Source organism: Bacillota bacterium (assembly GCA_040754675.1).
In the GTDB taxonomy this organism is placed as follows: Bacteria; Bacillota; Limnochordia; order Limnochordales; family Geochordaceae; genus Geochorda.
Genome location: JBFMCJ010000016.1, coordinates 1 through 20,618, shown reverse-complemented (window position 1 = coordinate 20,618; position 20,618 = coordinate 1). Strand labels below are relative to the sequence as shown.

Sequence of the window (20,618 nt, the reverse complement as noted above, 5' to 3'; positions counted from 1 at the left end):
CTGGGGGGCCCCTGCCCCGCTCGACTGGGGAAGGGTCTGGATCGACCCGGTCCGCCGCCTCTGGGAACATGGCGCCCGCGCCTTTGGCGCAGCCTCCTACCCCGCTCTGGACCTGTACGACCGGGGCGACGAGGTGGTGATTGAGGCGGACCTCCCGGGCGTCCAACCGGACGACGTGGAGGTCGAGGTGACCGACCACCACCTCCGCATCCGGGGACAGGTGCGCCGCACCGAGGAGCGCCAGGAGGCCGGCGTCTACCGGCAGGAGCGCCGCTTCGGGTCGTTCATGCGCACCGTGGCGCTCCCCGAAGACGTGGATCCCGAACGCGCCACCGCGTCCTTCCGCCACGGGGTTTTGCAGCTTCGCCTCCCGAAAAAGGAAGGGCGCCGGCGCCGTATTCCCATTGACCGCGAGGGCTGATATACGGCACCGCCTGCCGGTCCGACCCTCACGCGCAGGATCCCCGCCTCTCCCGGCGGGGACCTGCGCGCCTGAGCAGGCCTGTGAGGTGCCGACCGGGCGCGACCTCAGCGGGTCTTCTGCTGGGCCGGCTGCGCCGGATTCTGGACGTTCAGAGGGTTGGGAACCTGCAGAGCCTGTTGGAACCCGGCCTTGACGCCGGCCGCCGCCTGCTCGATCAGCGCCTGCTCGGCCGCGGCGATCATCCGGCGCACCATGTGCCCGCCAACCGCACCCGTCACGCGCGACGGCATGTCGCCCCAGTAGTCGCTCTGGGGAACCTGGATCCCCAGCTCGTTGGCAACCTCGTACTTGAACTCGTTGAGGTTGCGGGCCGCGTCCAGCACCAGCGGGCGGTTTCGCTTCTGCCCCAGGGCCACCGACTCGTCACCTCCCTCGTCCGCGCCTAGTCTGGGGCACCGCGGGCGGCCAGTATGGCGGTGAGTTGTTTCCGCGCTTGCCAAACGCGCCGCTGCCGCTAGCGCAGCCGCAACAGCCCGAGCCCCACCAGAAGGAGGGCGCCTGCCACGGGTCGCCGCTGGGTGTGGGTCGAATGCATCCAGCGCCGCGCCCAGATTCCCGCCACGAGGCCTAACGCGACCGCAGCCACCTGGCCTGCTGCCACAACCGGCACGGCCCACCACCTGAACCCTGCCAGGGTGGCGCCTAAACCCGTTGCCAGCGAATCCACCCCCAGGGCGATTCCCAGCGCCATCGCTTCATGCGCGTCGATGTGGCCGGAGTGGTCCGCATCGGCCCGCTGGGGGCGGCGCACCAGTTCGGGGTGCCACGGCCGCGTCAACTGGTAGAGCCCCAGTCCCACGAGCAAAAGCCCCCCAAAACCTCTGCCCACCCTGACGACGCCGGAAAGCGCGGCTCCGGCCCCCATGGAAACCGCGAACAGGGCTGCCGACAGAAGGCCGATGACGGCGAGCGCCGCCCCGGTCGTGCGCAGGCCGCTGAGGCCAAAGCTCACGCCAACCCCAAATCCGTCCAGGCTGAGCGCACAGGCCAGGGCTACGATCTGTAGCCACTCTCCCCCCAAAAGGCCACCCCCCGCCTCAAGGTGTCAGTGGCCGGTATATGAGCGGGGGGTCCCGGGGGCTACTTCTCGTAGGGCTGGCCGTCGGCAGCGGGTGGCGTGACCCGGCCAACAACGCCCGATAGCGCCACGATGGTCGCGACGTACGGCGCCATCAGCAGGAACTCGGAGGGAATCGGCGTCTGAAGGATCTGCATGCGGATCTGCAGGGAGTCCGCGAACCCGAAGATGAGGGACGAGGCAAACGCACCGGCCGGCGTCCAGTTGCCGAAGATCATGGCGGCAAGCCCGATGAAGCCGCGCCCGGCCGTCATCACCTCGTCGAACCGCCCGGCCGAACCGATGCTGAAGTAGGCGCCGCCGATACCCGCCACCATCCCGCCCAGCAGGACGCTCAGGTAGCGGGTGCGCCAGACGTTGATCCCAAGCGTATCGGCCGCCCTGGGGTGCTCGCCCACCGCCCGCACCCGCAACCCGAAGCGGCTTGAGAACAGCATCACCTGGATGCCGATCACCAGGAGCAGCATCAGGTAGACGATCAGCGTGTTCTCAAAGAGGATGGGTCCCACGATGGGGATGTCGGAAAGGCCCGGTACCGACCACACCGGAAGGGTGCCGGAGTTGTTGAGCCACATGTACTTCTCCAGGAACCGGGCCGAGAGGTAACTGGTCACGCCGGTCGCCAGGATGTTGATGACCGTGCCGCTGACGATCTGGTCCACCCGGTACTTGATGGACAGCACGGCATGCACGAGCGCCAGAAGCCCGCCGCTCAAGATGGCCGCCAGGAGTCCCAGGTACAGGTTGCTCGTGGCGCTTGCTGCTACCACGGCTGCCAGGGCGGCGGTCAGCATCATTCCCTCGATACCGATGTTGATGACGCCCGACCGCTCGCACAGCACCCCGCTCATGGCACCGAGCGCGATGGGCGTTGCCCTGAGGAGGGTGCTCTTCAGCATTCCCAGCAAATTTAGCGACTGGCCCTGCACGGCCCAGATGAGAAACGCAAGCGTCAAAGCCGCCACCGAAATGCCGATCGTGGCGCCCGCCTTTACGCGCGGCGCGCTCAGGTACGCCGCCCCGATGGCTCCTGCGACGAACGCCATCAGGTAGATCCCGAGCGCAGAGGGCACCACCAGGTCCGGAAGGACGATGGCCGGCACGTGTCCACCGGGGTTCAACCCGAACGTGGAGACCTCACCGAAGGGGGTGCTCAATCCGAACAGGATCACAATCGCCAGCGCGAGCAAAAACCCCACAAGGCCCGGGCCGAGACCCCGGCGCACCTGCACCCTCGCGGAGGGGCCGGCGGCCAGCGTGGCCGCCCCCGCGCCCGTGCCGTCAAAGGGTCGAAAGCGACGTATCACTTGCCCCAGCCCCTGGTCAGCACCGGCCCGGCCGTGGGCGCCGCCTTCTTCAGGCGGTAGATGGCCCGCACCAGCGCCGGCGCTGCCACAAATGCCAGAATCAGCGCCTGAAGAATGGTGATGATATCGATCGGGATTCCCGCGGCCGACTGCATGCGGGTGGCCCCGCTCCGCAGCGTGCCGAAGAGGAGCGACGCCAGCACCACCCCGGCGGGGTGGCTGCCTCCGAGCAAAGCCAGCGCGATGCTGTCAAAGCCGTAGCCCGGGGAGAAGCCCTGGCCCACCCAGCGATCGACGCCCAACACCTGGTTGGCTCCGGCAAGCCCGGCCAGGGCGCCGCTCATGCCCATGGCCACGACGTAAACCTTCCGCACCGACATCCCGGCGGTTCGGGCTGCCTGCGGGTTGGCTCCGACGCTTCGCATCTCGAAGCCAAGCGGTGTCCGCCACAGAAGCCACCACACCACCACCGCAACGGCCAGCGCCAGGAAGAACCCGGCGTGGAACCTCAGCGGCGGTTCGAACAGCCTGGGCAGGTAGGCGGAAGGCAGCACCTCCGGGCTGATGGGCACATACCCGGGCGTTCCGCCGGGCCCGGGACGCTTCATGGGCCCGTTGAGCAGCCAGTCGCTGAGGCGGAAGGCGATGTAGTTCATCATGATGGTGTTGACGACCTCGTGGGCGCCCGTACGGGCTTTGAGGTACCCCGGGATCGCGCCCCAGATGGCCCCGGCCGCCGCTCCCGCCGCCAGGGCAAGTGGCAGGTGCAGCCACGGGCTCAGGCCCTTGACGCTGTACCCCACCCAGACCGACGCCAGGGCCCCCATGAAAAGCTGGCCCTCGGCGCCGATGTTGAACAGCCCCGCCCGGAACCCGAGAGCCACGGCCAGGCCGGCCAGGATGTACGGTGTGGTGGTGACCAGGCTCTCGGAGATGGCGTAAGCCGACCCCAGCGACCCTTCGAAAAGGGCCCCGTACGCCCGTGCCACGCTGCGCCAGGTGGCCGCGAGGGCCCCGCCCGGATGGCTCCCGAAGCTGGACCAGGCCCGGATGACCTCTACATCGGTTACGACCACGATCACGGCGCCTGCCATCAGGCCCGTGACAACGGCCAGCGCCGGGATTGCGGCCGCCCGCAGGGCGCCGGCTGCACGCTGCTTCATGCGGCCACACCCGCCATCAGCAGGCCGAGGCGCTCGCGGCTCAGGCGGGTGCGCTCCTCCAGGGCTACTATCCGGCCCCTGTACATCACCGCGATGCGATCGCTCAACGACAGGATCTCCTCGAGCTCGGTGGAGACCAGGAGCACCCCTGCCCCCGCGTCACGCTGCTCGATGATACGCCGGTGGATATACTCCACGGACGCCACGTCAAGCCCTCGCGTCGGCTGGGAGGCAAGCAGGAGCCGGATGGGCCGGGAGAACTCCCGCGCCACGATCACCTTCTGCTGGTTGCCGCCAGAGAGCGTGCTCACCGCAACGTCCACCGAGGGGGTGCGGATGTCGAAAGTCTGCACGAGGTCTTCCGCGTGCTTGCGCATCGCTTCCAGGCGCAGCACACCCCGGCCGGCGGCCGGCGGGCGGTAGTACGTGTTGAGCGCCAGGTTTTCGTAAACGGGGAAAGCCAGTACCAGACCGTCGCGCTGCCGGTCCTCCGGAATGTAGGCGACCCCCAGCTCGACCAGGTCCCGCACCGAAAGAGCCGAAAGGGCCCGGCCAAGGATGCTCACCCGGCCCGCGGCCACGGGCCGCAGGCCCATGAGCGCTTCCATGAGTTCGGTCTGGCCGTTGCCCTGGACCCCGGCCACCCCCACGATCTCTCCGGACCGCACCTCGAAGTCGACACCCTGTACTGCCGCAGCGCCGCGTTCGTCGAACACCCAGACCCCTTCCACCCGGAGCACGACGTCCCCCGGCTTCGCGGGCCCCTTCTCGACCTCGAGCGCCACGCCCCGCCCCACCATCATGGCGGCCAGATCCGCCTCGGTCGTCCTGCCTGGCGCGGTGGCACCCACCACGCGGCCCTGCCGCAGCACGACGATGCGGTCGGCGATCTCCAGAGCCTCTTTGAGCTTGTGCGTGATGAAGATGACCGAGTGGCCGGCGGCAACCAGGCCTTTCAGGATGCGGAAAAGCTCGTCCACCTCCTGCGGGGTGAGCACCGCGGTGGGCTCGTCCAGAATCAGGACGCGGGCGTTGCGGTAGAGCACCTTGATGATCTCCACGCGTTGCTGGACGCCGACCGGAAGCTCCCGGACCAGCGCATGCGGGTCCACGGCCAGCCCGAATTTCCCGGAAATGTCCTCGACGGCCCTGGCCGCCTTCCGGCGGTCAAGCTTGTAGCGGTGGCGGACGGGCTCCGCCCCCAGCACGACGTTTTCGGCGACCGTCATCACCGGCACCAGCATGAAGTGCTGGTGCACCATTCCGATGCCGGCCGCCATGGCGTCCGCCGGGCTACGGAAGTGGGCCGGCCGTCCCCGTACCCGGATCTCCCCGGCGTCCGGCTGCAGCAGGCCGTAGAGCACGTTCATCAGCGTGGTCTTGCCCGCGCCGTTCTCGCCGAGGAGGGCCAGGATCTCGCCGGGGTACAGGTCCAGGTCGATGCCGTCGTTGGCGACCACGCCGGGAAAGCGCTTGACGATCCCCCGGAGCTGAAGGATGGGTTCGCTCAAATGCCTTCTCTCGCCCTGTTACCGTACTGGTTGCTGGCAAGCCCCGTTCGGTGCAGGCGTGGCCGGCCGCGGACCATCTCCCCCGGCCGGCCACCCTGTCACGAGCTTCACCTTACCTGGCCAGGATCTCGCGGATGTTGATCTCGCCCTTGATGATCTTCTCGCGCACCTGCTCGATCTCGGCCTTGAGCGAGGCCGGCACCTTGCTGTCGAGGTCGTGGTACGGTGCAATGCCCACGCCCCCGTTCTTCAGCGTCCCGAGGTAGGTGCCGCCCTTGAACGTCCCGTCCTTCACCGCCTTGATCGCGTCAAAGACGGCCACGTCCATGTTCTTCATCACGCTGGTGAGGTAGGTGCCACGGAACTCCGGAGCGCTTACGTACCAGTCGGTGTCCACGCCGATGATGAGCTTGCCGCGCTCCTTGGCTGCCGCTGCCGATCCGAGCCCCACCGGGCCTGCCACCGGCATGACGATGTCAGCGCCCTCGTCGAAGAACGTCTCGGCGATGCGCCGGCCATCGTCGGTGCTCTCGAAGTTTCCGGCGAAGACGCCCTTCTGGGTCTTGGAGTTCCAGCCGAGGAGCTGCACCCTGGTCCCCTTCACCTGGTTGTAGTACTTGACGCCAGCCTCCATGCCCTCCATGAAGATGGTCACCGGCGGGATAGCGATGCCGCCGAAGGTGGCGACCTTGCCGGTCTTGGTCATGCCGGCCGCCAGGTACCCTGCCAGGAAGGCGGCCTCGTCCGTGGCGAAGGTCAGGCCCAACACGTTGGGCAGGGGCGGCTCATAGGCGAAGTCCACGATGGCAAACTTCTGATCGGGATACCGCTGGGCGAACTCCTTGGTGGCATCCCCGAGCAGGAAGCCAACCGTCACAATCAGGTCGTACTTCTGCGAGACGAACTCCTGAATGTTCTTGGCGTAATCGGTCTGCTGCTGGGACTCGAGGTACCGGCCCTCGACGCCCAGCTTCGCGACGGCGTCCTGAACGCCCTTCCACGCCGTGGCGTTGAAGCTCTTGTCGTCGATCCCCCCGACGTCGGTAACCTGCCCGACCTTGAGCTTGGCCGCTACGGCCGGCGTTGCGGCCAGCACCACAGCCAGCCCGACCAGCCCGAACGCGCGCAAAAGCCCCTTCACAGGCTCTCCACCCCTTCCCACCTGGAACGGCAACGACGAACTTCTCGCACCCGGCCGAGCGGTTTAGTTCGCTAAGGGTCGTCCAGCCCCTCTTTTCATCCTGCCCTGAGCAAGAAATTGGCGATCTCGGGCCTGGCGAACTCCTCTGGAAGCGTCTCGCCATCCCGCAGCCTGCGGCGCACCTCCGTGCCGCTCAGCACCACCCGTTCCGCGCGGCCGTGCGGGCAACTCCGCAGCGTGGCCATGCCCCCGCACCGCCGGCAGTAAAACGCCGCGTCGAACCGCAGCACCTCGATGCCGATGACGTTGGGGTCGAAACGGTCGAACAGGCGCTGGGCGTCGTACGGGCCGTAGAACGACCCCACGCCGGCGTGATCCCGCCCCACCACGAAGTGGGTGCACCCGAAATTGCGCCGCACCAGCGCGTGAAACACCGCCTCGCGGGGCCCTCCGTAGCGCATGGCGCCCGGGAAGGCGGCCAGCAGAACCCGTTCCGGGGGAAAGTAGTAGTGGATCAGGATCTCGTACGCCCGCCACCGCACGGGCGCCGGCAGGTCTTCGCTGCGGGTCGGCCCCACCAGGGGGTGCAGCAACATCCCGTCAACGACCTCCAGGACGCACTTTTGCAGGTGCTCGTGGGCCCGGTGCGCGGGGTTCCGGGTCTGGAAGGCGGCCACCCTCTGCCAGCCGCGCTGTGGAAACGCCGCGCGGCTCTCCTGCGGCGTCAGCGCCGTCGCAGGCCAGTCCGGCGCCGCCCACACCCGCACCGGCCCCCCGAGGCACCACTCCGGGGCGCCCAGGACCGCGGCGACGCCCGGGTGCGCAGGGCTGTCCGTCCCGAACACCTCCCGGGCCTCGCGTTGGGGGTCGATGGGGAAGACGTCGTCCACGAACAAAACCCCCACCGGGTCCTGTTCCGGCGGGCAAAGCGCCACCATGTCGCCCGCCTGGAGGCGGGCCGCCAGTTCACGCCCGACGCGCAGCACCACCGGAAGGGTCCACGGCAGCCCCGACGGCAGGTACATGCGCTGGACGACCTCCCCATAGGCCTCCCGGCCCATGAAGCCGTCCAGGGGGCTGTAAGCCCCGCACGCGATGAGCGCCAGGTCGGCCGCCTCGACCGGGGAGAGTTCAGCGCGGGGCAGGTGGCGCGCCTCGCGCCGCAAGCGCTCCGCAGCGATGCCCGATACGCGGCAGTCCACGAGCCGCCCTCCGTACGGTTCAATCAAGCCCGCGTCCATGATGCTCACGGCATCCCTCAGCTCCCGTGCAGCCCGCACTCGGTCTTGCCAAACCCGCGCCACCGCCCCGCCCGCTCGTCCTCGCCCTCCTTCACGGGCGTGGTGCACGGCCAGCAGCCGATGCTGGGGTAGCCCCGGTCGTGCAGCGGGTTGTAGGGCACGCCGTTGGCGCGGATGTACTGCCACACGTCGTCCCGGCTCCAGCGGAAAAGCGGGTTGACCTTCACGAGGCCCATGCGCCCGTCCCACTCCACCGGGCGGGTGTGGCGGCGGGTCGGCGACTGCTGGCGGCGAATGCCGGTCACCCAGGCGTCGTAGCCTGAAAGGAACCGGCGCAGGGGTTCGACCTTGCGCAAAGCGCAGCAGCGGTCGGGGTCGCGTGCCCAAAGGGTGTCCCCGTAAAGGCGCGCCTGCTGTTTGACGCTCAACTCGGGCGTCACCCGGATGATGCAAACGGGGTACGAGGCCGACACCTGTTCGATGAGCCGGTAGGTCTCGGGGAACAGGAGCCCGGTGTCCAGGTAAAAGACGTCCAGCCCCGGGAGGAGGCGGGACCCCATGTGCAGCAGCGCCATGTCCTCCGCGCCGAAGCTGCACGCCAGGCAGATGCGGGGCGAGTAGGTTTCCAGGGCCCACCGCAGGACGGCCTCGGGCTCTGCCTCCTCGAAACGGCCCGCCACGTCGGGAAGTTCGGCGAGGGTCGGAAGCGAACGGGATGGCATCGGCGTCGTCAGCCCCCCGGTTCAGGCTCGCTGCTCCATCGATATGGGAGGCTCGGCCGGGGTGTGACTGCGGTCCCGGGAACTCGGGCCTATCCCGTTCCTACCCGGGGCGGCGCACGACACCGCAACCGAGGCGGCGCCCTGAGTTGCCGGCGGGATCCGAGCGGAAGTCGTCGGGATTTTCGTGGATGATGACGGCCCGGCCCACCACGTCCGCCGGACGGAAGCGATCCGTGAACAAGCTCATGCGGGCGTGCCCCTGGTGCGAGAAGAGGACGGGGAAGTCGCCCGCGTGGTTGCCGTGCGGCTGGCGGTCGGGGTTGAAGTGGCTGCCGGCGGCGAGGAAGGGGTCGGCGGGGTCGCCGACGGTGCAGTCCCCCACCTCGTGAATGTGGAAGCCGTGCGGGCCGATGGGTGGCGTGCCGGCCAGGTAAGGCGGCAGGCCGTCCACCTCAACCGTCACCCACGTGCCGCCCGGGGCCTCCTCGAAGCTCACCGAACCCTTCAGGTTGGGCGCCAGCGGGCCGCCCTCGATCTCGGCGACGGCATCCGCCGCCGTGGCCGCCGGATGGCGCAGGAAGGCGTACGCCACCACGGCGATGACCACGGCCAGGAGTAGAGGCACCGCGCTTTTTGCCCGAAAAGCCCCGATGAAGGGCGAACGGCCCGCCATTCCCTACCGCCCCTGGCAAGGATATATGGGCGGGCCCGCTCTGACATGCCTGGCCGGCGAACCTCCTACGCCTGGGTAGGTTCTGGACCCTTCAGGTAGCGTTCGAACCAGTCCAGGATCCGGTCCAGGCGGAAAACCCGGTGCCACGGCTTCCCGCCCCGGCTGAGCCCGTGGCTTTCGCCGGCAAAGCGCACGAACTCCACCGGCACTCGCTGCGCTTTGAGGGCCACGTAAAGCTGTTCCGCCTGCTCGATGGGACAGCGCAGGTCCATTTCGGAGTGGATGACGAGCGTCGGCGTGCGAATGCGTCCGGCGTAGTGGAGCGGGGACATCTTAAGGTACGCCTCGGGGTTCTCCCAGGGCGGCACCTTGAAGTCGTACAGGTCGTGGTAGCCGATGTCACTCGTGCCAAAGAAGCTGTACTCATTGGCGACGCTGCGCATGGTGACCGCGGCCTTGAAGCGGGCGGTGTGACCGATGACCCAGTTGGTCATGAAGCCGCCGTAGCTGCCGCCCGCCACGCCGAGCCGCTCCGGATCGATGAAGTCGTAGCGGCGCACGGCCTCGTCCACCAGCGCCATGACGTCCTGGAAGTCCTTGTTGCCCCAGTCGCCCCGGATGGCCGCGCAGAACGACTGGCCATAGCCCTGGCTTCCTCGCGGGTTCGTGTAGATGACGGCGTAGCCGTGGCTTGCGAGAAGCTGGAACTCGAAGAAGAACGCGTACCCGTACATGGCCATCGGGCCGCCGTGGATCTGCAGGATGGTCGGATAGCGCCGCCCGGGCTCGAACTTCGCCGGCCGCATGACCCAGCCGTCCAGCGCAAGGCCGTCGGACTCGAACTGGAACCCTTCGGGTTTCGACAGCTCGAGCTGTTCGAGCAGCGCCTCGTTGGTGCGGGAAAGCCGCCGTACCTCATCGAGGCGGTCCGGTCGCACCCGCCCGGCCCACACGTCGCCGGGAGACAGTTCGTCGATGAACAACAGGGCCGCCCGCCCGGACGCGTCGCGCACGCTGAAGTCGTGCACAACGTGCGCCCCGCGGGTCAGCTGTACGGCCGCTTCGCCTCTGTCGCCGCCCGGCCCGTCCACCGGGAAATAGAACAGGTCCACCGCTCCGCGGTGGCTCACCTTCGCGTAAATCCCCGAGCCGTGCGACGCCCACGAAAACGAGGTGCCCGCGTCGATGGCCACGTCGTGCAAGGCGGCGTTGCCGACCGTGAGGTCGGAGGCTTGCGTAAGGCAGCGGCGGACCTGGGGGGCGCCGTCCAGTTCGAGCACGTACAGGTGGTGGTTGGAGTACTGGCCGAGCTCCAGGTCGTAGCCGGTGAACGCCAGCCGCCGGCCGTCCGGCGCCACCCGCACCTCCGTGATGCGCAGGTCTGACGCCGTCACCCGCTCGAACGGCCCGCCCGGCCGGCCAGGATCCACCGGCACCAGGTACACGTCCCTCCACCGCTGGTAGTCGGCCTCCGGGTCGGTGTTGGTGACGGCGACCAGGGTGCGGCCGTCCGGCATCCAGTCCGCCGACCGGATATCGAAGGCTCCCATCGTCACCGCAACGACCTCCGGCTCCCGGTCTGGCGAGTCCCCCTGCTCCGGCCGGAACTCGACCATCATCAGGTGGTGGCGCCTGCCGTCAAAGAGCCCCACCCCGTCCTCTTTGTAGTAAAGGCGGGTGATCACCTTCACGTCCCGGTTGAACCGGCGGTAGGGGTCCTTCTCGTCCGGATCCTCGTCGCCGAGCCGCTCCACGCCCCGGGACGGGTCCACCTCCGCGATGAACGCGATGCGCCTCCCGTCCGGCGACCAGAGAGGCACCCCGGCGCCGCGCTTCAGCCGGGTGAGCGGCCGGGCCTCACCGCCGAACGCCGGCATCACGTACAGTTGGAAGGGCGGCGGCGCCGGGCCCTGCGCCGGCCCCAACTGATCTTTGCGGCCGGCCACGCCCCGGCCCTCGAGGGGCCGGTTCGAGAGGAACCCAAGCCAGCGCCCGTCGGGCGACCACCGCGGCGCTTTGTCCTGGGCAGTTCCGGCTGTGAAGGGGGCCGGTGGCGCCGAACCGTCGGCCGGGGCCACCATGATGCGGGAGCGATAGGCGTCGGCGTCGGGATCGATCCAGCGTTCCACCCACGCGACCCTCTGCCCGTCGGGAGAAAGCTGGACGTCGCCGACAAAGCGCATCTGCAGGAGATCCCGCGAGGTGATCAGGCGCCTCGTGCGCGGTGCGCTGTCCACGGCTTCTCCGTCCTTTCAGGCGACCCCCCGCCGCCGGCGCCCTTGCGCTCGGAGGCGGCGGCCATCTCGACGAGGCCCAGCGCCACTACCGCAAGGGCCATGTGGAGCAGCGTGAAGGGGCGGCCGCCGGTAATACCCGTGAAGATGGCAAGCCCGGTCAAGAACGGCAAAAGAGGCGTCAGCCGGGCCGCGGTTCTCAGAGCAGGCTTCGGCATCCCGGGCCGGGGGCGAAGGGCAACGAACGCCAGGAGGGCAACGAGCGCGCCGATGATGACGTGAGTCTCCCAGATACGCTCACTTCGGACGAGGCCCGCGAATCGCCCCAGCCCCAGCAAGAGCTGGATGTAGAAGAGCACTCGGACGAGAAGGGTCACCGAAGTCCCCCTTTCCATGGCCGCACGATCCCACTCTACCGGAGGCCGCCCGGCCTGCCAAGGTGCTCCTATACCCCCGGTTGATACCAGGAGAAAGGAAAACGCCTCCGAACTCTTACCGGGGCCGGCTGCGCGAGAGGAGCGCGTGGGACCTGAGGAGTGCGGGGACGACGCTACGCCCAGGGGGGTAGGACGCGGTGAACAAGAGGGCGAAGACGGTGGTCCTGGTGGTGGCGGCCGCCTTCGTGGCGGCGGCCGTGTCAGGGGTGGTAATGGCTGCCAGCACGCCCGAACGCATCCAGTTGGCGATGAGTGACTTTGCCTTCAACCCCAACCAGCTGGCGCTTCAGGCGGGGAAGGTGTACGAGATCACGCTGGTCAACCGCGGCACCGCCGAACACGAACTCATGATCGGCCGCGGCAGCCGGATGGCAGGCGACGAACAAGGCGGCGAGATGCACGGGTACGCGGAGAACTTCTTCGAGGGCATTGAGGTGACCGTGGAGTTCGAGGGTGGTATGGTGGAGACCGGGGAACTGGACGAGGTGGAGGTGGAGCCCGGCGGCGAAGTGAAGATTACCTTCACCGTCCCCGCCGGCAAGCAGGGTTCCTGGGAGATGGCGTGCTTCGTGCCGGGGCATTACGAGCTCGGCATGCACGGGTCGCTCACGGTGCGCTAGGGCGGTCCGGAGCGCTTCCCGCACGCAAGCTGGCCCGCGGCCCCCGAGGGTTTGCCCTCTACCCTGCTCCCCCCGGGGGCCGCTTCCGGAAGCTCGTGGGGGCCGTGAGGCCCCCGCGAGCGTTCTCTCGCCGACGGGCGAGCTTTGACGAACACTCACCCGACACCGGTCGTGCCTGATTGAGGCGGCCCCATGCGCTTCAGCTCTTCCAGGGCTTCCTCCACCGCTTTGGCCTCCTGGCGCAGGTTGCTGAGGTAGGCCTCCAGCCACTCGATGCGCTCCTGCCGGGTGATGAAGCGCCGGCGAAACCCCAGCGGCCCGCGGGCCCAGGGCGCGCCCCGGTGCATGCCCATTCCCATGCCGGGGCCATGGCCCATCATCCCGCCGCCGTACATTCCGCCGCAGCCGTGCATCTGTGCACTCACCCCCCTTCCTCCGTCTCCGGGCTCAGGGGCGAACGGCTCGAGGTTCCCGGGGGCCCCATGCCGCGCAGGCGCTCGTAAGCATCCAGGAACGCGTCGATCTCCCGGCGCCGCTGCCTGAGCTGCGCGGCCGCCTCGTCCAGCACCTGCCAGCCCGCGGCGGTCAGCGTGTAGCTGCGCCGGGCCGGGCCGAACTCGCCGGCCTGCCAGGAGGAGCTGACCAGGCCGCGCCGTTCAAGGGCACGCAGCCAGCGGTACAGAGTGCCGGGGAGAAGGGGCGGGCCGGCAAAGCCGGGTCGCCCGCCGTACCGTTCGAGGAGGTGGTAGCCGTGAGAAGGCCCCTCGGCCAGCCTGAGGAGGATCCAGGGCAGGAAGAGGAAGGCTCCCCGCGGGCCCCCAAACGGCGGCATCATGGGCCCCCTGTGCGGCCCGCGGCCCGGCCCCCCGGCACCTCCCATGCAGCCCCGCACCAGCTCCGACCCCGCCCCTTTCGCACGGGCGACTTAACCTTCCTGCACTTATATTCGTACGGAATATATCTTCCCCGTCAAGCCCCTGCAGGCAGGACCTCTCACCGATCGGGCAGGCCAACCCGTACGCGGGTGCCGCGCCCGGGCCAGGTGTCCAGGTCAATCTGGCCGCCGTGCGCCTCAACAATGGCGTGGGCGATGGCGAGCCCGAGCCCCGCGCCCGAAGAGTTGCGCCCGTTGGCCGCTCGTTTACGCTCCACCCGGAAGAAGGGCTCGAAAGCCCGCGCCGCCTGTTCGGGTGTCATGCCCGGGCCAGAGTCGGCCACCTCGATCACCACGCTCCCCGCCTGCCGCGCCAGGCGCACCTGGACGATGCCCTCGGCAGCACTGACTTCGATAGCGTTGCGGAGCAAGTTGGTGACCAGCCGCGAGATAGCCTGCCCGTCGCACGTGGCCTCCAGCCGGTCGGGCATGTCGGCCACCACGGTAACGCCCCCCTGCTCGGCAAGGTGCCGCACGTCCTCGAGCGCCTGCCGTACGGCCGCTACCATGTCCGTCCCCGGCGCGGGCTGCACCAGGCCGCCTCGCGCGTAGCGCGCCAGCGCCAGCAGGTCGTCGGCCAGCCTCCCCAGGCGCACCACCTGGCCCAGGGCGCGTTCGAGGGCGGCCCGGCACGATGGCGGGTCGGACCGCTCCCGCAGCGCCACCTCGAGGTCAGCCCGAAGCGCCCCGAGAGGGGTGCGCAGTTCGTGGGAAGCGTCGTCGACGAAACGTGCCTGGGTGGCCATCGCCTCCCCAACCCGGGCCATCATCGTGTTGAACAGGTCAGCCAGCTGCTCCAGCGTGACGTCGCCTTCGGCGGGCGGCACCTGCACCTTCAGGGTCTCGGGGCTGATGCGCTGCGCCTCCACAATGCGCGTGACCGCGTCGATCATGTTTTGAAGCGGCGCAAAGGCCCGTCGTGCTGACCCGAAGGCCACCCCGCTCACCAGGAGCGTCCCGGCAAGTCCCAGCCCGGCAAGCCACATCCTCAGCCCGGCCAGTGTTTCGGCCACATCGTCCAGTTCCTCGACCAGGACCGGCCCCCCGCTTGCCGCCGCCCGCGCCACCCGCACGTCGCCGGGCGCCGGCCACAGCCACGCAAGCGCAGAGCGTTCGGGCCCATCGGGGCCGCCGGTGTGGATGCTCCAGACGAGGTGGTCGGCCTCCAGTTCGTGGGGGGCGTCCTCCTTCTCGTCTCCCTCCTCGTGGTCGTCCCGCTCGTCAGACTTCGCCGTCCGGCCTGCCTGGTCGGGCGAGCGGGCCGGCGCCCGCAACGTGGTAAGCGCCCGGCTGTCGGCCTGGCGGATGAGAAGCGACGCCGCCGCCGTGTAAGCAACCACCAGCATGGCCGCCATCACCACCACCAGAAGCGCCGCGGTGGTTACCGCCAGCCGCACCGGGAACCGGCGCCGCCAGATCTCCAGCGGCCTCACGGCGACCGCCGCCCCCCGGCGGCCGGCGGCCGGTCATCCTCGTGCCCCTGTTTGCCCTCTTCCACGTCCAGGTAATAGCCCACCTGGCGGCGACTGCGGACGGTGACCCGGGATCCGGCGGCCTGGAGCTTCTTGCGGAGGTTCTTGAGGTGCGACCACAGCGCCTCGTCCGACGCCTCCCAGGGTTCAGGCCAGGCCGCGTCGGCCAGCGCCCGCGCCGGGACGGGCCGCCCCCGGGCCTGCACCAGCGCCTGCAAGATGTCGAACTCCCGGGGGGTCAACAGGACGCTTCGGTTTCCACAGCGTACGGCCACGCCCTTCCGGTCGAGCACAAAGTCGCCGAAGCAGGGCTCCCCAGGGGAGCCGGCGGCGCGCCGGATGAGGGCCTTGATACGCGCCACCAGCTCCTCGAAGGCGAAGGGCTTGACCAGGTAGTCGTCGGCCCCGGCCTCGAGGCCCCCCACCCGGTCGCTGACCCGGTCCAGGGCCGTGAGCATCAGAACCGGGACCTGCTGGCCGCGCCGCCGCAGCTCGGCCAGCACGGTCTCGCCGCTGACGCCGGGCAGGCGCCGGTCGAGTATGACCGCATCGTAATGGCGGTCGGCGAGGAACAGCAGCGCTTCCTCCCCGTCCGCCGCCGTGTCCACCGTGAAATGGGCAGACACGAGGCCCCGGCTTACGGCCGCCCGCGTCGCCGGGTCATCTTCCACCACCAAAATCCGCACGAGCCTCCCGCCTCGCTCCGCTCAAAGCCCCTGCCGCCGGCCGGCCGCCGACACTTCGCCGGCGCTGCCCGGCGGGCGCCGGCCGAGCAGCCGCTCGGCGGCGATGAGCAGGGCCAGGGCCAGAAGCGCTCCCGCCGCCAGCCGCAGCGAGGTCAGGCGCACGTCCGAGCCGGCGCCGAGGGCGTGAAGGGCCGCCAACCCCAGAGCCGCGGGCGCCATGTCGTGCAGCAGGCGAAACACATTCATTCCCACTCTCTTCTTCGCATCGAACGCTACCAACGTCAGGCCCCATCCGTAAAGAGCCAGCGTTCCGAGCCCCGTCCAGAAGGGCCGGTACGGTGCGGCGAGCGGGACCAGCAACGCCTTCCAGGTAAACGGTATGGTGGGGTCATGGCGCAGCAGCAGGACGTGGACGAGAGCGCCGGTCCACCCCGCCACGGCCAGGGCCGTGTGCAGGTAGTGGAGCGGGTGAACCCACCCGGGCCGGGCCCGCACCGCCATCCTGGCAGCGTGTCCCAGAACGGCCGACGCGGCGAAAAGCCACAGGGCACCCACCCCCGCAGCCCGGGAGATCACCCAGACGGACACCTGTACGTCCCCACCTTCCCGCACCCCGTACGCCAGAACGCCTCGGCCGGCGGCACCTGCCCCAGAAGGTAGGGCGTCGCATCCGGCCCCCCGATGAGCAGGGCTTTGGCCAGCACCTCCGCCGTGGCCGCCGAGCGCGCTACCACCGTCACCATCTCCAGGCCGCTGTCCGCCGGGGCCTGCGTGCGGGGGTCGATGAGGTGGTGCGCCCGGCCAGGCGGGCCCACCCAGCGCCGGGCGGTCGCCGAGGTGGCCACGCCCCCACGCCGCACCCGCAGTGCGTGCGGCAGGCCAAGCCCCCGCATCGGGAGCGCAATGCGCCACGGCGGCATGCCGTCCTTGGCCAACCCTGCGATGTCGCCCCCGGCGTCCACCAGGGCAGCGGGAAACCGGGAAGCCAGCCGGCGCAGCGAACTGTCCGCGGCCAGACCCTTGACGATCCCGCCCAGGTCTAACCGAGCTCCTTGTTCCAGACGGACGGCACGCGCCACCGGATCCAGCGTCAAGGGAAGCGCACGGGGTGCGAACCCGCTCCCGCCGGGCGCCACGAGGCGAGGTGACGGGGACTCGGGCACCGGCGCCTGGAAAGCGGGGTCTCCCGGCCGGATTCGCCCGGGCATTTCCCGGAAATCCCGGTCGTATCCCCACCGCTCCAGGGCGGGCAGAATCGACGGATCGAACAGCCCGCCCGTGAGCCGGTGCGCCCGGGCCGCGGCACTCAGCGCGGCGTACAGGAGCGGCGACACCACGCACCACTGCCCCGCAAGGCGGTTCAGGCGGCTCAGCTCCGACTCGGGGTCGAAGCGCGTCAACCTCCGCTCGACCTCCTGGAACCACGCCGCCTCTGCTGCCAGCACCTGGCGGGCCGCTTCCGCGTCGGACCGGGGCACCCGCACCGCCAGGCTGATCGTGCTGCCCATGGCTCGCAGGCTGGCGCGGAGTTCCACGAAGTCCTGCCCGAAGCCGCTCGCGCTAGGACGGGCGGCTGCGGGCATCGGGCGCTCGACGGCTCGGGGCCGGGCGGGCGAAGCCGAACTCAAAAGCGGCGCCATGCTCCTCTTCCCACCCGTCGTCGCCATCGTCCTCGTCCTCGCGATCCCAGAATGCCTCGCGGGGTGGATCGTCTTCGCGCTCCGGCTCCCAGTCCCCAAAGCCCCCGGCAAACCCGCCGTCCCGGAAGCCGAACTCTTCTCGCCGCGCCGGGGGCTCCAGGGGACGCTGCCGGTCTGCCGTGGCACCCTCTCCGGCACGCCCGGCCGGCGCGCCCCCGTTGAGGATGGCGGCAAGCGCCCAGGAAAAGACGCCGGCCCCTCCCAGGATGGCGACCCACCTCAGCCACCAGGCCCCGGACCGGCCGCCGCCGCCGGGGCGCTGGGGAGACGTCACGCTGCTCATCCCTGCGCTCCCCTCCCTTTCTCCGGGAGCACCGTACCAGACGAACCTGGAGCGAACCTGAAGCGAGGGGAGCGGGGCTGGCTCACGGCCCGGGCTGGCGTACCGGGATCTCTATGGTGAGCTCGCCACCGTGCTCGAAGACCAGCACGGCCTGGAACCGGTCGCCCTCCTCGAGCTTGCGGGTAAGCCCGATCAGCATGGCGTGGAGCCCGCCGGGCGTGAGTTGCACCCGGCCACCCGGCGGCACCTCAATGCGCTCGACCCGGCGCATCCGCATCACGTTGTTCTCGATGCGGGTCTCGTGGAGCTCGATGGCGCGGGCCACGTCGCTCCTGACGGCCACCAGGGCGTCCGGTCGGTCCCCCCGGTTGACCAGGGTCATGTAGACGGCGCTGGTGGCCCCCATTCCGGGAGCCGGGCGGGCCCAGGCGCCCTCCACGTGCACCGTTCCCCCGTACGCGGGAGCCGCCGGCGGCGGCTGCTCGCCACCCGAGGTGGCCGCCCGGGCAACCTGGCCCGCGTCCGCGGGCCGCTGCGCCTTGACCGGCTCTCGCAGCACGAGCCGCACGTCGTGGACGATGTCCTCCACCTTGCTTCCGTGCGGGAACATGGCTCGCATCTGCCCCGACGGCCCTATCAGGTAGATGAGGGCGGTGTGGTTCATGAGGTAGCCGGCGCCCGACCCCGGCACGGGCACCTTCTCCGCAACGACCCCGTACTGGGCGGTTACCTGGGACACAGCCTGTGGCGTGCCGGTGAGCCCCAAGATGGCCGCGTCGAAGTACCCCAGGTACTCCCTCAGCCGTCCGGGGGTGTCCCGCTCCGGATCAACGCTGATGAAAAGCAGCGCCACGCGCTCTGTGTCACGCCCGAGCGCCTGGCGAATCCCTTTGTACTGAAGCATCGTAGCCGGACACACGTCCGGGCAGAACGTGTATCCGAAAAACATCAGAACCGCCTTGCCGCGCAGGCTCGCAAGTTGAAACGGCCGGCCCCACTGGTCGGTCAGCGTGAAGTCCGCCACGGGATAGGGCGGTGTGACCGCCATCCCGCGCAACTCCGGGGTTGCGGGGCGGGTCAGCGCGAAGGCGACGGCGGCTGCCGCGCCCAGCAGCACCCATGCCGCGATGCCCGCCGCGAATGGCTTACCCCTCCGCATACAAGTGGCCTCCTCGCCTGGTGTGGAGTGCGAACGGGGCGTGTCTCGGGGCGGTTGGAAAACGGCCCCTGTACCGCCGCCCTTTTTATAGCACGGATGGCAGCGGTTCGCATTATCGATAGCCTGGCAGGAGGGGTTGGTTGCAACCCGTAAATCCGGGAACCGAGGTTCCTTCACTCGTGCGCCGGAAGGTGAGCGTGGGTGGGGTTGGGTAAGGCGGGCGTTGTGGCCGTCGTCTCAGGACTCGTGCTCCTGTTTTCGGTGGTCGCCTCAGCGGCGCAGGTGCTCCCCCCTCCGGAAGTGCCCCAGGGTATGCTGACCATCAGCGAGTACTGGGGCCTCGGCGCCGTCGTGGGCGAAGGGGACGCTCGCATCGCCGTCCGGGTGATGCGGCTGCGCACCGCCGGCGAACCGCCCGAGTTCGGGGTGGAACTGGTGATCCCCGCCGCTGCTCCGGATGACATCGACGTGAGCGCCACCGTTCCCGATAGCGCCGTGCCGGGCACCCTCGAGGCCCTTCAGGCCATGCTGGCACAGCGCAAGCAGCTCGAGTCCCAGACGCGGGACGAGGCGGTGGTGGCGTACAGCCCGGTGCCGGACCTGATCATCACGCTCGTGCAGCGGGGCCGCACGCAGACCGCGGTGGTTTTCATCCAGGGGGAGGCCGTCTCCCTCCCGGCGGAGAAGGGGCTGGCGCAGCTGCGCGATCTCCTGCTGAGGGCGCAGGGCCGGATCCGGGAATTGCGCCAGCAACCCTGACGCTTTCAGCGCCAGGCTTCAGGCACCTACCGCGATCAGGGCCATGGTGCCCAGCATGTACAGGGAAGCGAACTTGTAGAGGCCGAAGTCGAGAGCCGGCGACGGCCGCAGCGCGCCGGCGGCCGCCGCAGCCACCAGCGCGCCGCACAGCACCCACATGACCAAGAGAGCCGCCGCGCTCAGCCCCACCAGGTACGCCGCCACCGCGATGGTGACCACCGCGGCCACGCTGGAGGCGGCCACGACGGACCGGGCAGGGCATTCCCCAAGCGTGTTGGGCAGCACGGGAACTCCCGCCCGCCGGTACTCTTCCGCATGCCGAATGCTGAACGTCACCATGTGCGTGGGAATCCACAGCACCACGGCCGCGGCCAGCAGGACCCCAATCGCATCCAGGCCGCCGGCCCTGAGCGTCCGGCCTGCCAGCACGGGCATCCCGCCCGCGATGCCGCCCCAGACGATGGACCAGGCCGTGCGCCGCTTGAGCCACAGCGTGTAAACCACCACGTCGAAGAAGAAGCCCGCCAGCACCACCAGGCCATACGGCACGGACATGGCCAGCGCCCAGCCCAACCCGGCCCCAACGGACACCACGCCAACCCACAGCGCCTCGCGCGGGCTGACCCGGCCGGTGGGGATGGGGCGGCGCGCCGTCCGCCCCATGCACGCGTCGATGTCCCGGTCGCAGAACATGTTGATGAGGGTACTGCCGGAGATGGCAAGCCAGAGGCTGCCCGCCACCCCAACGAGCGCCCCCCACCCCGGCGCGCTCGGCCGGGCGCTCAGGTACCCTGCCAGCCCCGTGGCCAGCAGCAGCCCCGTCTGCAGGGGTTTGGTCATGGCCACGTACGCGCTCAGCCTGGTCGTAAGCTGCATGCCCGGTTGCTTTTCCCGTCTCTTGCCCTCGTCCCGGATGCACCGAAAGCCCGCGTTGGGGCCTGCGCAGTCCGGCCGTGACCGCCCGGAACGCGAGGCCGACCCGAGGCTGACCGTGCGGCCGTGCCCAGGCACATC

General features: G+C 69.7%; 23 protein-coding genes. 3 read left to right on the top strand and 20 right to left on the bottom strand.

Annotated features, from left to right (window positions below; genetic code table 11):
- On the top strand, positions 1-421 hold a 421-nt coding region (locus tag AB1609_02085), incomplete at its 5' end, for an Hsp20/alpha crystallin family protein (protein MEW6045260.1).
- Positions 422-528: 107 nt separating this feature from the next.
- On the opposite strand, the gene AB1609_02080 is transcribed toward AB1609_02085, so the two are convergent.
- From AB1609_02080 to AB1609_02030, 11 genes are all read right to left on the bottom strand, one after another.
- Positions 529-840: an alpha/beta-type small acid-soluble spore protein gene (locus AB1609_02080; protein ID MEW6045259.1), complete on the bottom strand. Its 312-nt coding sequence runs from the start codon at positions 838-840 to the stop codon at positions 529-531.
- Between the two features lie 98 nt (positions 841-938).
- Positions 939-1,505 carry a hypothetical protein gene (locus tag AB1609_02075; protein ID MEW6045258.1) on the bottom strand — a complete coding sequence of 189 codons (567 nt, stop codon included), beginning with the start codon at positions 1,503-1,505 and terminating at the stop codon, positions 939-941.
- Between the two features lie 59 nt (positions 1,506-1,564).
- Positions 1,565-2,869 (bottom strand): ABC transporter permease, encoded by a 1,305-nt coding sequence (locus tag AB1609_02070; protein ID MEW6045257.1) that lies wholly within the window; start codon positions 2,867-2,869, stop codon positions 1,565-1,567.
- Complete coding sequence (locus AB1609_02065) at positions 2,866-4,032, bottom strand: ABC transporter permease (GenBank protein MEW6045256.1); 1,167 nt, start codon at positions 4,030-4,032, stop codon at positions 2,866-2,868. Before AB1609_02065 ends, AB1609_02070 begins: the two co-directional genes overlap by 4 nt.
- Complete coding sequence (locus tag AB1609_02060; protein MEW6045255.1) at positions 4,029-5,543, bottom strand: ABC transporter ATP-binding protein; 1,515 nt, start codon at positions 5,541-5,543, stop codon at positions 4,029-4,031. The genes AB1609_02065 and AB1609_02060 overlap by 4 nt, the downstream gene beginning before the upstream one ends.
- A 112-nt stretch (positions 5,544-5,655) precedes the next feature.
- On the bottom strand, positions 5,656-6,684 hold the full coding sequence (locus AB1609_02055; GenBank protein ID MEW6045254.1) for a BMP family ABC transporter substrate-binding protein: 1,029 nt from the start codon (positions 6,682-6,684) through the stop codon (positions 5,656-5,658).
- A gap of 95 nt (positions 6,685-6,779) precedes the next feature.
- A complete protein-coding gene (gene sat / locus AB1609_02050; protein MEW6045253.1) occupies positions 6,780-7,925 on the bottom strand; it encodes a sulfate adenylyltransferase in 1,146 nt (381 codons plus the stop codon).
- A gap of 17 nt (positions 7,926-7,942) precedes the next feature.
- Entirely contained in the window at positions 7,943-8,647 is a 705-nt protein-coding gene (locus AB1609_02045) for a phosphoadenylyl-sulfate reductase (GenBank protein MEW6045252.1), read from the bottom strand.
- Positions 8,648-8,747: 100 nt separating this feature from the next.
- Positions 8,748-9,320, bottom strand: coding sequence for a superoxide dismutase family protein (locus AB1609_02040; protein MEW6045251.1), 573 nt, complete (start codon positions 9,318-9,320; stop codon positions 8,748-8,750).
- 65 nt (positions 9,321-9,385) lie between these two features.
- Positions 9,386-11,557: a S9 family peptidase gene (locus AB1609_02035; GenBank protein ID MEW6045250.1), complete on the bottom strand. Its 2,172-nt coding sequence runs from the start codon at positions 11,555-11,557 to the stop codon at positions 9,386-9,388.
- Entirely contained in the window at positions 11,527-11,931 is a 405-nt protein-coding gene (locus AB1609_02030; GenBank protein ID MEW6045249.1) for a hypothetical protein, read from the bottom strand. Before AB1609_02030 ends, AB1609_02035 begins: the two co-directional genes overlap by 31 nt.
- Positions 11,932-12,128: 197 nt before the next feature.
- Between AB1609_02030 and AB1609_02025 the strand changes: the two genes are divergently transcribed.
- Positions 12,129-12,611, top strand: a complete 483-nt coding sequence (locus tag AB1609_02025; protein ID MEW6045248.1) for a plastocyanin/azurin family copper-binding protein — start codon at positions 12,129-12,131, stop codon at positions 12,609-12,611.
- A gap of 155 nt (positions 12,612-12,766) precedes the next feature.
- On the opposite strand, the gene AB1609_02020 is transcribed toward AB1609_02025, so the two are convergent.
- The 8 genes from AB1609_02020 to AB1609_01985 form a co-directional block, all read right to left on the bottom strand.
- Positions 12,767-13,036: a hypothetical protein gene (locus AB1609_02020; protein MEW6045247.1), complete on the bottom strand. Its 270-nt coding sequence runs from the start codon at positions 13,034-13,036 to the stop codon at positions 12,767-12,769.
- Positions 13,033-13,443: a PadR family transcriptional regulator gene (locus tag AB1609_02015; protein MEW6045246.1), complete on the bottom strand. Its 411-nt coding sequence runs from the start codon at positions 13,441-13,443 to the stop codon at positions 13,033-13,035. The genes AB1609_02020 and AB1609_02015 overlap by 4 nt, the downstream gene beginning before the upstream one ends.
- Positions 13,444-13,604: 161 nt before the next feature.
- On the bottom strand, positions 13,605-14,978 hold the full coding sequence (locus AB1609_02010; protein ID MEW6045245.1) for a HAMP domain-containing sensor histidine kinase: 1,374 nt from the start codon (positions 14,976-14,978) through the stop codon (positions 13,605-13,607).
- Entirely contained in the window at positions 14,975-15,703 is a 729-nt protein-coding gene (locus AB1609_02005) for a response regulator transcription factor (protein ID MEW6045244.1), read from the bottom strand. Before AB1609_02005 ends, AB1609_02010 begins: the two co-directional genes overlap by 4 nt.
- A gap of 21 nt (positions 15,704-15,724) precedes the next feature.
- On the bottom strand, positions 15,725-16,291 hold the full coding sequence (locus AB1609_02000; protein MEW6045243.1) for a hypothetical protein: 567 nt from the start codon (positions 16,289-16,291) through the stop codon (positions 15,725-15,727).
- Positions 16,276-17,238, bottom strand: coding sequence for an FAD:protein FMN transferase (locus AB1609_01995; protein ID MEW6045242.1), 963 nt, complete (start codon positions 17,236-17,238; stop codon positions 16,276-16,278). Before AB1609_01995 ends, AB1609_02000 begins: the two co-directional genes overlap by 16 nt.
- 25 nt (positions 17,239-17,263) lie before the next feature.
- Positions 17,264-17,686, bottom strand: coding sequence for a hypothetical protein (locus AB1609_01990; GenBank protein ID MEW6045241.1), 423 nt, complete (start codon positions 17,684-17,686; stop codon positions 17,264-17,266).
- A gap of 82 nt (positions 17,687-17,768) precedes the next feature.
- Positions 17,769-18,845: an SCO family protein gene (locus tag AB1609_01985; GenBank protein MEW6045240.1), complete on the bottom strand. Its 1,077-nt coding sequence runs from the start codon at positions 18,843-18,845 to the stop codon at positions 17,769-17,771.
- A 201-nt stretch (positions 18,846-19,046) separates the two neighbouring features.
- On the opposite strand from AB1609_01985, the gene AB1609_01980 reads away from it, so the two are divergent.
- Positions 19,047-19,604: a hypothetical protein gene (locus tag AB1609_01980; GenBank protein ID MEW6045239.1), complete on the top strand. Its 558-nt coding sequence runs from the start codon at positions 19,047-19,049 to the stop codon at positions 19,602-19,604.
- Positions 19,605-19,622: 18 nt separating this feature from the next.
- On the opposite strand, the gene AB1609_01975 is transcribed toward AB1609_01980, so the two are convergent.
- A partial coding sequence (locus AB1609_01975; GenBank protein MEW6045238.1) for a UbiA family prenyltransferase occupies positions 19,623-20,618 on the bottom strand: 996 nt, incomplete at its 5' end.

Bases quoted from the DNA above. Each gene is read 5' to 3' on its own strand.
- AB1609_02065 (MEW6045256.1), bottom strand. From the start codon at position 4,032: ATGAAGCAGCGTGCAGCCGGCGCCCTGCGGGCGGCCGCAATCCCGGCG.
- sat (MEW6045253.1), bottom strand. From the start codon at position 7,925: ATGGACGCGGGCTTGATTGAACCGTACGGAGGGCGGCTCGTGGACTGC.
- AB1609_02045 (MEW6045252.1), bottom strand. From the start codon at position 8,647: ATGCCATCCCGTTCGCTTCCGACCCTCGCCGAACTTCCCGACGTGGCG.
- AB1609_02040 (MEW6045251.1), bottom strand. From the start codon at position 9,320: ATGGCGGGCCGTTCGCCCTTCATCGGGGCTTTTCGGGCAAAAAGCGCG.
- AB1609_02015 (MEW6045246.1), bottom strand. From the start codon at position 13,443: ATGCCGCCGTTTGGGGGCCCGCGGGGAGCCTTCCTCTTCCTGCCCTGG.
- AB1609_01990 (MEW6045241.1), bottom strand. From the start codon at position 17,686: ATGAGCAGCGTGACGTCTCCCCAGCGCCCCGGCGGCGGCGGCCGGTCC.
- AB1609_01985 (MEW6045240.1), bottom strand. From the start codon at position 18,845: ATGCGGAGGGGTAAGCCATTCGCGGCGGGCATCGCGGCATGGGTGCTG.